The sequence below is a fragment of the Kineococcus siccus genome, from assembly GCF_009906795.1.
In the GTDB taxonomy this organism is placed as follows: Bacteria; Actinomycetota; Actinomycetes; order Actinomycetales; family Kineococcaceae; genus Kineococcus; species Kineococcus siccus.
This window is the reverse complement of the sequence record NZ_JAAALN010000125.1, coordinates 1-12,962: the sequence shown is the minus strand read 5'-3', so window position 1 is coordinate 12,962 and position 12,962 is coordinate 1. Positions and strand designations below refer to the sequence as shown.

Genomic DNA, 12,962 nt, shown 5'->3' with positions numbered 1-12,962 from the left:
GCCCACGCGCTCCCGGGCACGCCCGCGAGCGGGAGCGCGGCGCCCGGGAGCGCGTGGGCCGGGGTGCTCCTGACCCGGGTCCCGGTGGTCCTCGCCGCGGCCGTCGCGGCGATCACCGCGGTGGCGGTGCCGCTGGTGCTGCTCGACCTGTGGACGCCCGTGGTCGCGGTGCCCGTGGTGCTGGTCGTCGCCGTGCTCGCGGGCCGGCTCGCGTGGGGCACGCCCGTCGTCGCCGCGCCGCGCTGGGCGGCCCTGCTGAGCACCGCGGTGGCCGCCGGCGCCGGGCTGTGGGCGGGGCTCACGCACGCCGAGCACGTCGTGCTGCGCCGCGACGCGGGGTCCCTCGCCCTGTACGCGCACCACCTCGCGACCGCCCACGGCCTGCCGGTCGACCCGTCGCTGGCGGCCCTCGGCGGCCGCGCCGTGCTCGGCGACCCGGCCGTCTCCCTCGCCAGCCCCGCGTTCTACCAGGTGGGCGACGTGGTCGTCCCGCAGTTCCTGCTCGGGGCGCCCGCGCTGTTCAGTCTGGGCGAGTGGGCCGGCGGGTGGACCGGGCTGCTGCTGGTCCCGGCCGTCCTGGGCGCCGCCGGCGTGCTCGCCGTGGCCGGGCTCGCGGCGCGGCTGGTGGGGCCCCGGTGGGCGCCGCTCGCGGCGGCCACCCTCGCGCTGGCCCAGCCGGTGCTGCACGCCAACCGCTCCACCTACTCCGAGCCCCCGGCCCTGCTCCTGCTCGCGGCGGCCGCGGCGCTGCTCGTGGCGGCGACGGCGAGCACCGCCCCGCTGAGCGCGGCCCGGCTTGGCGGCGCCGCGGGGCTGCTGCTCGGCGCGTGCGGGTTCGTGCGCATCGACGCGCTGCGCGAGGACGCCCTCGTCCTGCCCGTCGTCGCGGTCCTCCTGGCGCTGCGCCACCCCGCCGCGCGGGCCCTGCTGGCGGGCACGGCCGTCACGACCGTGCTGTCCGCGCTGGCCGCGGTCGCGACCTCGCGGCCCTACCTCGCCACGATCGCGGGCTCCCTCGTCCCGCTCGTCGGCGCGCTGGTGGCCCTGGCCGCCGTGTCCTGGCTGGCCGTGCGGCTGGCCCGCCGCGGCGTCCTCGCGCGGCTGCGCGCGCTGACCTCGCCGCGGCTCGGGCCGGTCCTGGCCGCGGTGCTCGCCGCGGTGCTCCTCGTCCTCGCGAGCCGCCCGCTGTGGCTGGTCGTCCGGCAGGACCCGGCGGACCCCGGCAGCCGCCTCGTCGCGGGCCTGCAGCTCGCGCAGGGCCTGCCCGTCGACGGCGGCCGCACCTACGCCGAGCACAGCGTCGACTGGATCGCCTGGTACCTCGGGTGGCCGGCCGTCGCGCTCGCGGGCGTCGCGGCCGTGGTGCTGCTGCTGCGCCTCGTGCCCGCGCTGCAGGGCCGGGCCCCGCTGCCCGCCTGGACGGCGCCCTACGTCGTCGCCACGGGGTCCGTGCTCCTGACGCTCTACCGCCCGGGCATCACGCCCGACCACCCGTGGGCGGACCGGCGCTTCGTCCCGCTCGTGCTGCCCGCCGTCGTGCTGCTGGCCACCGCGGCCGTCGCCTGGGGCGTGCGCGAAATGCCCGGCCGCGTCGCCCGCCTGCTGCCGGGCGAGGACCGGACCCGGACGCGGACGGTCACCTTCGGCCCGGGCGAGCCCGCCGTCGAGCGCCTCGGCGTCGTCGGGCGCCCCGGCACCGCCGTCCCGGCCGCCCTCGCGGCCGTCGGCGGCCTCGTGCTCCTGCTCCCCGCGGCCCTGGCCACGGCCCCGGTCGCGACCCAGCGCACGGAGCGGGGTGAGCTCGCCGCGGTCGCCGCCGCCTGTGCGTCCTTCGCCCCCGGCGACGTCGCGCTGGCCGTCGACCCGCGCGCGCGCAACGAGTGGCCGCAGGTCCTGCGCGGCACGTGCGGCGTGCCGTCCGCCTCGATCGTCGTGCCGACGTCCGTCGGCCGGCCGGGCACGCCCGAGTACACCGACGCGCTGCGGGCCGCGGCCGGGCGCCAGGCCGCGCAGGTCCGGGCCGCGGGGGGCCGGCCCGTGCTCGTGGCCGCGGGCGGGGACACCGCGGCGCCGGACACCCTGGCCGCGCTCGGCGGCACCGGGGTGCGGCAGGTCAGCGACCTGCGCACGCCCGAGGACGAACGGGTGCTCACGACGCGGCCCGACGGCGCCCAGGTCATCGACGTCGACCTCTGGACCGCGCTCGCCCCCTGACGGCGGCCGGGCGGCTCAGGGCCGGCGGGTGCGCGAGCAGCGCGTCACGTAGGCCATCTCCAGGACCCCGACCGCGTCGAGGCGCTCCTGCGCCTGGGTGCGGACGTCGGCCAGCACGGCGCTGCGCTGCGGCTCCTCCAGCGTGATGACCCAGCTGCGCGACGCCGTGAGGTCCATCAGCTCCTCGAGCGTGATGACCTGCGTCCAGGTGACGTCGAGGCGCTCGACGGGCCCGAACGGCGGCCCGACGACCGGGGCCATGCTGCGCAGGTGCTCCTCGCCCGCCTGCGGGAGCATCCGGTCCAGCCGGGCGATCCACGGCACACCGGCGTCGCGCACGTTCCACAGCAGCCCCAGGGTGCCCCCCGGCCGCAGCACCCGGGCGACCTCGGGCGCCGCCCGCTGCGGGTCGACCCAGTGCCAGGCCTGCGCGGCGAGCGCGGCGTCGGCGCTCGCGTCGGGCAGCGGGACCTCCTCCGCGGTGCCCGCGACGAGCTCCACGCCGGGCAGCACCTCGCGGAACTGCGCGCGCATCCCCTCGGTCGGCTCGACCGCGACGACGTCGAGGCCGCGCTGCACGAGCGAGCGGGTGAGCTTGCCGGTGCCCGCGCCGAGGTCGAGCACGCGGCGCGCGCCGGGCGGCAGCAGCCAGTCCAGCGCCGCCGCCGGGTAGCTGGGCCGCCCGCGCTCGTACGCGGCCGCGGCCACGCCGAAGGACCTCGACTGCGCCCGGCGCCGGTCGGCGCGCCGCTCGGTCTCCCGCCGCTGGTCCTCACCCGGTCGCTGCTCCACGACGCGTGATCCTGCCAACGCGTGCGGCGGCCCGGACGCGCGGGGGAACGCCGTGACGCGCGGTGCCCGTGCGTGCGCGGTGGTGGAGGGAGGGTGACGAGCCCGTGACGGGGCCCGCGGCGGCCGCGGCGGGCGGCGCGGGACGGCGGCCGCGGCGCCGCCGGCTGGGTAAGCTCCACCCGCCATGCCTCCCGAACACCCGCTCACCGACAGCGCTCCGTCGGACTCCACCGTCGCCCCCGTCGCGACCATCGTGCTGCCCTGCTTCAACGAGGAGGCGCACGTCCTCGCGGAGATCCAGCGGATCACCAAGGCGATGGACGACGACGGCATGCCCTACGAGCTGCTCGCGGTGGACGACGCGTCCACCGACGACACGCTGGCCGTCCTGCGCCAGGCCGAGCGCGAGTTCCCGCACCTGCGCGTCGTCGCGTTCCGGCGCAACGGCGGCTCGGGCACCGTGCGGCGGATCGGGACGCAGATGGCCCGCGGCGAGATCGTCGTGTGGACCGACGCCGACATGACGTACCAGAACGACCGGATCCCCGAGCTCGTGCGCATCCTGCTCGCCGACGACACCTACGACCAGGTCGTCGGGGCCCGCACGACGGAGGAGGGCTCGCACAAGGTCCTGCGCGTGCCCGCGAAGTGGGTGATCCGCAAGGTCGCGGAGGTCCTCGCCCGGCAGCGCATCCCCGACCTGAACTCCGGGCTGCGCGCGTTCCGCAAGGAGGTGTCGCTGCCCTACCTGCGGCTGCTGCCGCCCGGGTTCAGCTGCGTCACCACCATCACGCTGGCGTTCCTGTGCAACCAGCACGACATCAAGTACGTGCCGACCGAGTACGCCAAGCGCGCGGGCACGTCGAAGTTCCACTTCGTCAAGGACGCCTACCGCTACATCCTCCAGGTGCTGCGGATGGTCATGTACTTCGAGCCGCTGCGCGTGCTCATGCCGCTGGCGCTGTTCCTCTTCGGCCTCGGGGCCGTCAAGGCCGTGACCGACATGGTCCGCCACCTGTTCTACTTCCCCGCGAACACCGTGCTGCTGCTGGTCTCGGGCCTGCTCATCGGGTCCGTCGCGCTGCTCGCCGACCTCGTGGTGCGCTCGCGGGACTCCTCGTGAGCCACGTCGCGCCCGTGGCCGCGCCCGTCCCCGGGTCCGCGACGGGCCGTCGCAAGGTCGTCGTGGTCGGCCCGGCCCACCCGGCGAAGGGCGGCACCGTCGCCCACACGACCGAGCTGGCGCGCCACCTCGCGGCCGACCCGGAGGCCGACGTCGCGCTGGTGTCGTGGTCGCGGCAGTACCCGGCCGTGCTGTACCCGGGCGAGCGCGAGGTGCCGGGCGGTCGTCCCGAGGTCGCCGAGTTCGTCCCGACGACCCGGCCGCTCGCGTGGGACTCGCCCGCCTCGTGGGTGCGCACGGGCCGGCGCATCGCCGAGGCCGACCTCGTCGTGCTGGTCCACGTCGTCCCCTTCCAGGTCCCCGCGCTGCTCGCCGTCCTGGGCGGCATGCGCACGGCCGGCTCGCGGGCCCGCACCGTCGTCGTCGCGCACAACGTGCTGCCGCACGAGCCGCGGCCGGGCGACGCGCTCCTCGTGGGCCGCCTGCTGGCGAGCGTCGACGGGGTCGTCGTGCACTCTCCCGCGCAGGCGGACCTGGCGCGCGCGCACGGCGCCCGCCACGTCGAGGTCGCCGACCTGCCGCCCCACCTGCCCGGGGGTGAGCCGCCGGCCGGCGCGGCCGGGTCCCACGTCCCGCGCGACGGTGGCGTGCGCCTGCTGTCCCTCGGCGTCGTGCGCGAGTACAAGGGCGTCGACCTGCTGCTCGAGGCGCTCAGGGACGTCCCGGGCGCGCGCCTGACGATCGCCGGTGAGCTGTGGGGCGACGCGGGCCGCCGCGTCCTGACGCTCGCGGGCGACCCCGCGCTGCACGGCCGGGTCGAGGTCCGCCCCGGCTACGTGCCCGCGTCCGAGCTGGCCGAGCTGCTGGCCACCCACGACGCGCTCGTGCTGCCCTACCGCTCGGCGACGGCGTCGCAGAACGCCCTGCTCGCCTTCGCGCACGGCCTGCCCGTCGTCGCGACCGCCACGGGCTCCTTCCCCCAGCAGGTCACCGACGGCGTCGACGGCGTCCTCGTCGAGCCCGGCAGCGTGCCCGCGCTCGTCGCGGGCCTGCGCCGGCTCGCCGACGGCGGGCTGCAGACCCTGCGCGACGGCGTCCGCAGCCCCGACTCCCGCGCCCCCTGGTCGGCCTACCTCGGCGCCGTGGCCGCCGCGGCCACCGGGGGCACGCCCGCCGCCCCGCCCGGCGGCCGCCTCCTCGAGGTCGCCAAGCGCGGGGCCGAGCACGCGCTGTGGACCCGCGTCGGCGTGCAGCGCCGCGTGGGCGAGGTCCTGGGCGCCCGGGAGCTCGCCGCCCCGCCGGCCCTGCGGCCCGTGCCCAGCGGCGTCCCGCGCACGGGCGTGCTCCACGACACCGCCGAGGTGGCCGACGCCCTGGCCCAGACGCGGCGGCTGCGCCTGCCCGCCCACCCCGACGCCCCGAAGAACTGGGACGCGCTCGGTGCCGTGGCGGCCGTGCTCACCCTGGCCGACGACGGCTCGCGCACGGCCCGCGTCCTGGACGCCGGCAGCGCGCGCTACTCCCCGGTGCTGCCCTGGCTGCGGCTGTACGGCCTGGGGGGCGAGCGCGGGGCGCTCGCCGGCATCAACCTCGAGTTCGGCGCCACCGTGCACCGCGACGGCGTCGAGTTCCGGCACGGCGACGTCACGGCGACGGGCCTGGCCGACGCCTCGCTGGACGCCGTGACCTGCATGTCCGTGATCGAGCACGGGGTCCCGGTCGAGGCGTTCCTCACCGAGACGGCCCGCGTGCTGCGCCCGGGCGGGGTCCTGGCCCTGTCCACCGACTACGACCAGGACCCGCCCGACACCACGGGCATCACCGCCTACGGCGCGCCCGTGCGGATCTTCGGCCCCGACGACCTGCGCGAGCTCACCGGTGTCGCGTCCGGCGTCGGGCTCGAGCTCGTGGGGGAGCTGACCGACGAGGTCCTCGCGCACCCCGAGCGCCCCGTGCACTGGAAGCGGACCGGCCTGGACTACACGTTCGTCCTGCTCACCTTCCGCAAGCGCTGACGTGCGGCTGCTGCCGCGCGTGCTCGCGGCCCTGCGCTCGCCCGTCGTGCGCCTGGGCTTCCTCGTCGTGGCGCTGGCCCTGGCCGTCGTCTACGTCGTGCGCGACGCCGACGCCATCGCGGCCGCGTGGGCCCGGCTGGACCCGGCGACGGTGCTGCTGGCGCTCGTGCTGTCCCTCGGCAACGTCGCGCTGTCGGGGGCGTCGTGGCGGGCGGTGCTGGGCGACCTCGGCTCGCGCCTGGGGTGGCGGGCGGCGGCCCGCGTGTTCTTCGTCGGGCAGCTCGGCCGCTACATCCCCGGCACGGTGTTCCAGTTCGTCGCGCAGGCCGAGCTGGCCCGCGACTACGGCGTCCCGCGCCGGCGCACGGCGTCCGCGCTGGTCGTCGCGCTGCTGGTCTCGATGACCACGGCGCTGCTCCTGGTCACGGGGGTGCTGCCCGTCGCGCTCGCCGGCCGCGGCGACGGGACGGGCGCCGAGCTCACGGGCTGGGCGTGGACGGGGTGGCTGCGCTGGCTGACGCCCCTGCTCCTGGTCCTGCTCGTGCCGCGCGTGCTCAACCCGCTGCTCGGGGTGCTGCTGCGGGTGGCGCGCCGCGACCCGCTCGAGCACCCCGTCACGTGGCGCGGGCTGCTCGCCGCGGCGCTGTGGGCGCTGGCGTCCTGGGGCGCTGTGGGCCTGCAGGTCTTCGTGCTGGCCTCCGCGGTCGGCGGCGGCGAGCTCGGCCCGGGGCGGTTGCTGGCCCTGTCGCTGGGCGGGTACGCGCTGGCGTGGGCGGTCGGGTTCCTCGTGGTGTTCGCGCCCGCGGGGGCCGGGGCGCGCGAGGTGGCGCTCGCCGCCCTCGTCGGGCTGGGCACGGGCAGCGGGGGAGCGGCCGTCGTCGTGCTCGCGTCCCGGGTCCTGCTGACGCTCGCGGACGTGCTGCTGGCCCTCGGCGCGCTGCTCACCGCGCGGGGGGCGCTGGCCCGGGTCCGGGCGGCGGCCGCGGCGGACGACCCCGCGGCCGACGGCCCCGCCCCGGCCCCCTGAGCGGCGCGCGCCGCGGGTTGCGATCAGGTCACGTCTGCCCGGCCGGGGGTGTCCGGGTTGGTGCGCGGCCGCGAACCTCGGCACAGTGTGGCGGCGGTAGGCCCCCCGGGCCCCGTCCGCGGGGGCTCGACGCACGACACGTCCGCGACCCCGACGCCCCCCGGAGACCCGCATGCGCCGCCGCACCCTCCTGTCCACCCTGGCCCTCTCGCCCGTCGTCGTCGCGGGCTGCACCACCGGTGAGGGCGTCGACACCGGTGACGGCACCGGTGCCGAGGCCGGTGCCGGCGGCGGCTTCGTCGCCGCGATCAGCGCGCAGCCGGACCAGCTGGACCCGCACAAGACGACGGCCTACGCCAGCTTCCAGATCCTCGAGAACGTCTACGACACCCTCGTGGTCCCGGCCGAGGACCTGTCGATGCAGCCGAGCCTCGCGACGTCGTGGACCACGAGCCCCGACGGGCTGAGCTGGACGTTCACCCTCGCCGAGGGCGTGACGTTCCACGACGGCTCCCCCTTCACCGCCGACAGCGTCGTGTTCTCCTTCAAGCGGATCATCGACCAGCAGCTCGCGAACGCCTCGCGGTTCGCCACCGTCGCCGACGTCGTGGCGCAGGACCCGACGCACGTGGTGCTGACGCTGACGTCGCCCACCCCGAACCTGCTCAGCCGCATCGGCGGGTTCAAGGGCATGGCGATCCTGCCCGCGGGCGTCGACGAAGCCACGCTCGCCACGAAGGCCGTCGGCACCGGCCCGTTCGTGCTCGACAGCGTCAGCGCCGGCGAGGTCGAGCTGACCCGCTTCGACCAGCACTGGGGCGAGCGGGCGACCCTGCCCGGACTGTCGTTCCAGTTCATCACCGAACCCGCGGCCGCCCTCACGGCGCTGCAGAGCGACCAGGTGCAGTGGACGGACAACGTGCCGCCGCAGCAGGTGGAGCAGCTGGCCGGCGACGACTCCGTGGAACTGGGCCAGGTGGCGAGCGTCGACTACTGGTACCTGGCGATGAACTGCGCCAAGGCGCCCTTCTCCGACCGCGACGTGCGCCGGGCGATCGCGACCGCGCTCGACCGCCAGGCGATCACGGAGGCCGCGCGCTTCGCCACGGCCCGGCCGAACCAGACGGCGATCCCCGAGGACAGCGCCTGGTACTACGACTACGCCCCGTTCACCACGGACCCGGACGCCGCGAAGGCGCTGCTGGAGGGGGCCGGCGTCGCGGGGCCGCTCACGATGGGCCTGATGGTCACCTCGGAGTACCCCGAGACCGTCACGGCCGCGCAGGTCATCGCGAGCCAGCTGGAACCCCTCGGCATCACGGTGCAGATCCAGACCGAGGACTTCGCGACCTGGCTGGACCGCCAGTCCCGCGGGGACTTCGACGCCTTCCTGCTCGGCTGGCTCGGCAACATCGACCCCGCCGACTTCTACGAGGACCAGCACCGCACGGGCGGCGCGAACAACTACCAGAAGTACTCCAGCCCCGTCACCGACGACCTGCTCGACCGCGCCGCGGTGGAACCCGTCGAGGCGGCGCGCAAGGCGCTCTACGACCAGGCGGCGAAGCAGATCGTCGACGACGTCTCCTACGTCTACCTCTACAACCCCGACGCCGTGCAGGCGTGGGCGCCCGGGTTGCGGGGGTACACGATCCGCCCCGACAAGGCGATCGACTTCGACGAGGTCACCCTGCCCGCGTGAGCGGGTTCGCCCTGCGCCGGGCCGCGCAGTCCCTCGTCGTCCTGCTGGGCGTCAGCCTCGCGGTGTTCGCCCTCGTGCACCTCGTGCCCGGTGACCCCGTGCGGCTGGCGCTGGGCACGCGCTTCGACCAGGCGACCTACGACGCGCTGCGCGAGCGCGCGGGCCTGGACCAGCCCCTCCCCGCGCAGTACCTGCAGTGGATCGGCGGGGCGGTCCGCGGTGACCTCGGGGTCAGCTTCCGCAGCGGCGAACCCGTGACGGCGCTGATCCTGGAGCGGCTGCCCGCGACGCTCTCGCTGGCGCTCGGCTCGATCGTCGTCGCGCTGCTCATCGCGGTCCCGCTCGGCACGGCCTCGGCGCTGCGGCCCCGCTCGGCCGTCGACGGCCTCGGCACCGTCGTCAGCCAGATCGGCATCTCCGTGCCGGAGTTCTGGATGGGCATCATGCTGATCCTGCTGTTCGCCGGGACCCTCGGGTGGTTCCCCGCGGGCGGGTACGTGCCGTTCGCGCGCGACCCGGCCGGCTGGCTGCACAGCCTGGTCCTGCCGGCCGTGACCACGGGTCTGGTCTCGGGCAGCGTGCTCACCCGGTTCACCCGGTCGAGCGTGCTGGAGGCGCTGTCCGCCGAGCACGTCCGCACCGCCCGGGCCAAGGGCCTCGGGCCGCGGGCGGTGCTGTCGTGGCACGTGCTGCGCAACGCGATGCTGCCGCTGGTGACGGTGACCGGGGTCCAGCTCGCCTACCTGCTCTCGGGGGTCGTCGTCGTCGAGATCGTGTTCGCCTGGCCGGGGCTCGGTCAGCTGGCGCTGCAGGCGGTCGAGGCCCGCGACTACCCGCTGCTGCAGGGTGCGGTGCTGCTGTTCGCAGTGGTGTTCCTGCTGCTGAACCTCGGGGTGGACCTGCTCTACGGGCGGCTCGACCCGCGGATCGCGGCGTGAGCGCCCCCGCGCGCCCCGCCGCACCGCCGGTCCGGGTGCGGCCCGAGCGGGGCCGGTGGCGGGCGACCCTGCGCCTGCTCCTGAGCTCCCCGCCCTCGCTGTTCGCGGTGCTCGTCCTGCTCGCCGTGGTCGTCGTCGCGCTGTTCGACGAGCAGATCGCGCCCACCGGGTTCAACGAGGTCGACGTCTCCGACCGGCTGCAGCCGCCCGGTGCGGGCCACTGGTTCGGCACCGACGACCTCGGCCGCGACGTCCTGTCCCGCGTCGTGCTGGGGGCGAAGGTGTCCCTGCAGGTCGGCACGGTCGCGGTGGGCTTCTCCCTCGTCGTGGGCGTCCTCGCCGGCCTGCTCGCGGGGTTCTACGGCCGCTGGATCGACGCCGTGCTCATGCGCCTCATGGACGTGCTGTTCGCGTTCCCCGCCATCCTGCTGGCGATCGCCGTCATCGCCGTCCTGGGCCCCGGCACGACCAACGCGATGATCGCCATCGGCATCACCTACACGCCGGTGTTCGCGCGGGTCACCCGGGCCGCGGTGCTGGGGGTGCGGGAGCAGGTGTTCGTCCGGGCGTCGCGCTCGGTGGGGGCCTCCGACGCGCGGCTGCTGCTGCGGCACGTGCTGCCGAACGCCCTGCCCCCGATCATCGTGCAGACCTCGGTGAGCCTGGCGTTCGCGGTCCTCGCCGAGGCGGCCCTGTCCTTCGTCGGCCTGGGCACGCAACCACCCGCGCCGAGCTGGGGCCGGATGCTGTCGGAGGGCCGCGGCTACATCGACCTCGCGTGGTGGATCGCGGTGTTCCCGGGGCTCGCGATCGTCGTGCTCGTGCTGGCCTTCAACCTGCTGGGCGACGGGCTGCGCGACGTCCTGGACCCGCAGCAGCGCAGCGCCCTCGAGGCCGCGCGGCACCGGCCGGGGCGTCGGCGGCGCGCGGAGGTGCGGCGGTGAGCGCGCCCGTGCTCGAGGTCGCGGACCTGCGCGTGCGGCTGGAGACCCCGCGCGGTCCCGCGCACGTCGTCGACGGCCTCGACTACGCGGTCGGGGCCGGCGAGACGGTCGCCATCGTGGGGGAGTCCGGCAGCGGCAAGAGCGTCTCGGTCCTGGCCCTGCTCGGGCTGCTGCCGGCCTCGGCGACCGTGACCGGCACCGCGTCGTTCGGCGGGCGGGACCTGCTCGCGATGTCGGAGGCGGAGCTGCGGGGTGTCCGGGGCAACGGGATCGGCATGGTGTTCCAGGACCCGATGACGTCGCTGAACCCCGTCCTGAGCGTCGGGCGGCAGCTCACCGAGGGGCTGCTCGCGCACGGGGTGGTCACCGGCCGCGCCGCGGCCCGCGCGCGCGCGGCCGACCTGCTGGCCGACGTGGGACTGCCCGATCCCCGCGGGGCGCTGGAGCGCTACCCGCACGAGCTGTCCGGCGGCATGCGCCAGCGCGTCGTCATCGCGATCGCCCTGGCCGGCGAGCCGCGGCTGCTCGTCGCCGACGAGGCCACGACCGCGCTGGACGTCACCGTGCAGGCCCAGATCGTCGACCTGGTGACCCGGCTGCAGGCCGAGCACGGCACCGCGGTCGTGTGGATCACCCACGACCTCGGGGTCGTCGCGGGCATCGCCGACCGGGTGCTCGTGATGTACGGCGGGCGGTGCGTCGAGGACGGCGGTGTCGACGACGTGTTCGACGCCCCCGCGCACCCCTACACGCGGGGGCTGCTGGGCGCCCTGCCCGCCCGCGTGGACGCGCAGCGCGGCCCGGGGCGCCGCGCCCCGGACCTCGTCGCGATCGCCGGCACCCCACCGCCACCGACGGAGCTGCCGCGGGGCTGCGTGTTCTGGCCGCGCTGCCCCGTGCGCGGGGACGTGCGGTGCGAGACCGAGCAACCGCCGCTCGTGCGCGTCGGCGGCACGGACCCGCGGCCGCACCGCGCGGCCACCTTCTACGGGCGGGAGATCCCGTGACCGACGACGTGCTGGTGCGGGCGCGCGACCTGCAGGTGCACTTCCCGGTGCGCTCGAAGGGCCTGCGGCGCAAGGTGGTCGGCGCCGTCCGGGCCGTGGACGGGGTGGACCTGGAGGTGCGCCGGGGGGAGACCCTGGGCCTCGTGGGGGAGTCCGGCTGCGGGAAGTCGACGCTGGGCAACGCGCTGCTTCGCCTCGTGGAACCCACGGGCGGGACCGTCGAGTTCGACGGCGCGGACGTGACCGCGATGTCCCGCCCGGCGCTGCGCGCCCTGCGCCGCCGGGCCGTCATGGTGTTCCAGGACCCGTACGCCTCGCTGGACCCCCGGGCCACGGTCGGCCAGACGGTGGCGGAACCTCTGCAGGTGCACGGCCTGCACCCCGGGGCGCGGGCGCGCGCCTCCCGCGTCGCGGAACTGCTCGAACTCGTGGGCCTCGACGCCTCGGTCGCCTCGCGCTACCCGCACGAGTTCTCGGGCGGGCAGCGTCAGCGAGTCGGGATCGCGCGGGCGCTGGCGGGGGAGCCCGACTTCGTGGTGTGCGACGAGGCGATCGCCTCGCTCGACGTCAGCGTGCAGGCGCAGGTGCTGAACCTGCTGCGGCGCCTGCAGGACCAGCTGGGCCTGACGTACCTGTTCGTGTCGCACGACCTCGCCGCGGTCCGGCACGTCAGCGACCGGATCGCCGTGATGTACCTGGGGCGCGTCGTCGAGGTGGGCCCGGCCGAGCAGCTCGCGGCCGACCCGCAGCACCCGTACACGCAGGCGCTGCTGTCCGCCGTCCCCGTGCCCTCGCCCGCGCTGGAGCGGGCGCGCCGGCGCACCGTCCTCGCCGGCGACGTGCCGTCGGCGGCCGCCGTCCCGTCCGGGTGCCGGTTCCGGACGCGCTGCCCGCACGCCTTCGACCCGTGCCCCGACGTGGACCCGGCCCTGCAGGCCGTGGGCGCGGGCCAGACCGCGGCGTGCCACCTGCACGGCGTCGTGGGTTCGCGGGAGGCGCGGGTCTAGGCCCCGCGGGCCGGCGGCGGCCGCGTCGCCCGCCGGTGCTCGACCTCCAGCGCGGCCGCGAGGACGGTCTCGAGGGCGAGGAAGGCCCCCGTCGGCCAGGGGGCGAGCCGGCGCTCGACGACGCAGGAGAGGAGGCGGGTGCCCGCCATGGCGGCGTTCACGTCCCCGGCGTGTTCGGGGGGGCGGCCCCCAC

Annotated in this window: 10 protein-coding genes and 1 pseudogene; 9 read left to right on the top strand and 2 right to left on the bottom strand. The window is 76.6% G+C overall.

Annotated elements, in window-relative coordinates:
- Positions 1 to 2,214, top strand: a 2,214-nt coding sequence (locus GTR02_RS14075; RefSeq protein ID WP_166608122.1) for a hypothetical protein, incomplete at its 5' end; no start/stop codon positions are given.
- Between the two features lie 15 nt (positions 2,215 to 2,229).
- Here the strand turns inward: GTR02_RS14075 and GTR02_RS14070 are convergent.
- Positions 2,230 to 3,006, bottom strand: a complete 777-nt coding sequence (locus tag GTR02_RS14070) for a methyltransferase domain-containing protein (protein ID WP_166608121.1) — start codon at positions 3,004 to 3,006, stop codon at positions 2,230 to 2,232.
- 184 nt (positions 3,007 to 3,190) lie between these two features.
- Between GTR02_RS14070 and GTR02_RS14065 the strand changes: the two genes are divergently transcribed.
- The 8 genes from GTR02_RS14065 to GTR02_RS14030 all read left to right on the top strand — a co-directional run bounded on the left by GTR02_RS14065 (position 3,191) and on the right by GTR02_RS14030 (position 12,769).
- Positions 3,191 to 4,129 carry a glycosyltransferase family 2 protein gene (locus tag GTR02_RS14065; protein WP_166608120.1) on the top strand — a complete coding sequence of 313 codons (939 nt, stop codon included), beginning with the start codon at positions 3,191 to 3,193 and terminating at the stop codon, positions 4,127 to 4,129.
- The gene (locus GTR02_RS14060; protein ID WP_166608119.1) at positions 4,126 to 6,144 is read left to right on the top strand and encodes a glycosyltransferase; all 2,019 of its coding nucleotides are present in this window, start codon (positions 4,126 to 4,128) and stop codon (positions 6,142 to 6,144) included. Before GTR02_RS14065 ends, GTR02_RS14060 begins: the two co-directional genes overlap by 4 nt.
- A 1-nt stretch (position 6,145) precedes the next feature.
- Positions 6,146 to 7,171 carry a lysylphosphatidylglycerol synthase domain-containing protein gene (locus GTR02_RS14055; protein WP_166608118.1) on the top strand — a complete coding sequence of 342 codons (1,026 nt, stop codon included), beginning with the start codon at positions 6,146 to 6,148 and terminating at the stop codon, positions 7,169 to 7,171.
- A 172-nt stretch (positions 7,172 to 7,343) separates the two neighbouring features.
- Positions 7,344 to 8,873, top strand: a complete 1,530-nt coding sequence (locus GTR02_RS14050) for an ABC transporter substrate-binding protein (RefSeq protein ID WP_166608117.1) — start codon at positions 7,344 to 7,346, stop codon at positions 8,871 to 8,873.
- Entirely contained in the window at positions 8,870 to 9,811 is a 942-nt protein-coding gene (locus GTR02_RS14045; RefSeq protein WP_166608116.1) for an ABC transporter permease subunit, read from the top strand. The genes GTR02_RS14050 and GTR02_RS14045 overlap by 4 nt, the downstream gene beginning before the upstream one ends.
- 35 nt (positions 9,812 to 9,846) lie before the next feature.
- The gene (locus GTR02_RS23280; RefSeq protein ID WP_166608124.1) at positions 9,847 to 10,755 is read left to right on the top strand and encodes an ABC transporter permease; all 909 of its coding nucleotides are present in this window, start codon (positions 9,847 to 9,849) and stop codon (positions 10,753 to 10,755) included.
- Positions 10,752 to 11,762 carry an oligopeptide/dipeptide ABC transporter ATP-binding protein gene (locus GTR02_RS14035; RefSeq protein WP_166608115.1) on the top strand — a complete coding sequence of 337 codons (1,011 nt, stop codon included), beginning with the start codon at positions 10,752 to 10,754 and terminating at the stop codon, positions 11,760 to 11,762. The genes GTR02_RS23280 and GTR02_RS14035 overlap by 4 nt, the downstream gene beginning before the upstream one ends.
- Positions 11,759 to 12,769 carry an ABC transporter ATP-binding protein gene (locus GTR02_RS14030; RefSeq protein ID WP_338073809.1) on the top strand — a complete coding sequence of 337 codons (1,011 nt, stop codon included), beginning with the start codon at positions 11,759 to 11,761 and terminating at the stop codon, positions 12,767 to 12,769. Before GTR02_RS14035 ends, GTR02_RS14030 begins: the two co-directional genes overlap by 4 nt.
- On the opposite strand, the pseudogene GTR02_RS14025 reads toward GTR02_RS14030, so the two are convergent.
- Positions 12,766 to 12,962: pseudogene (locus GTR02_RS14025) on the bottom strand (hypothetical protein); the annotation flags it as partial. The gene GTR02_RS14030 and the pseudogene GTR02_RS14025 overlap by 4 nt on opposite strands.

Bases quoted from the DNA above. Each gene is read 5' to 3' on its own strand.
- GTR02_RS14065 (WP_166608120.1), top strand. From the start codon at position 3,191: ATGCCTCCCGAACACCCGCTCACCGACAGCGCTCCGTCGGACTCCACC.
- GTR02_RS14050 (WP_166608117.1), top strand. From the start codon at position 7,344: ATGCGCCGCCGCACCCTCCTGTCCACCCTGGCCCTCTCGCCCGTCGTC.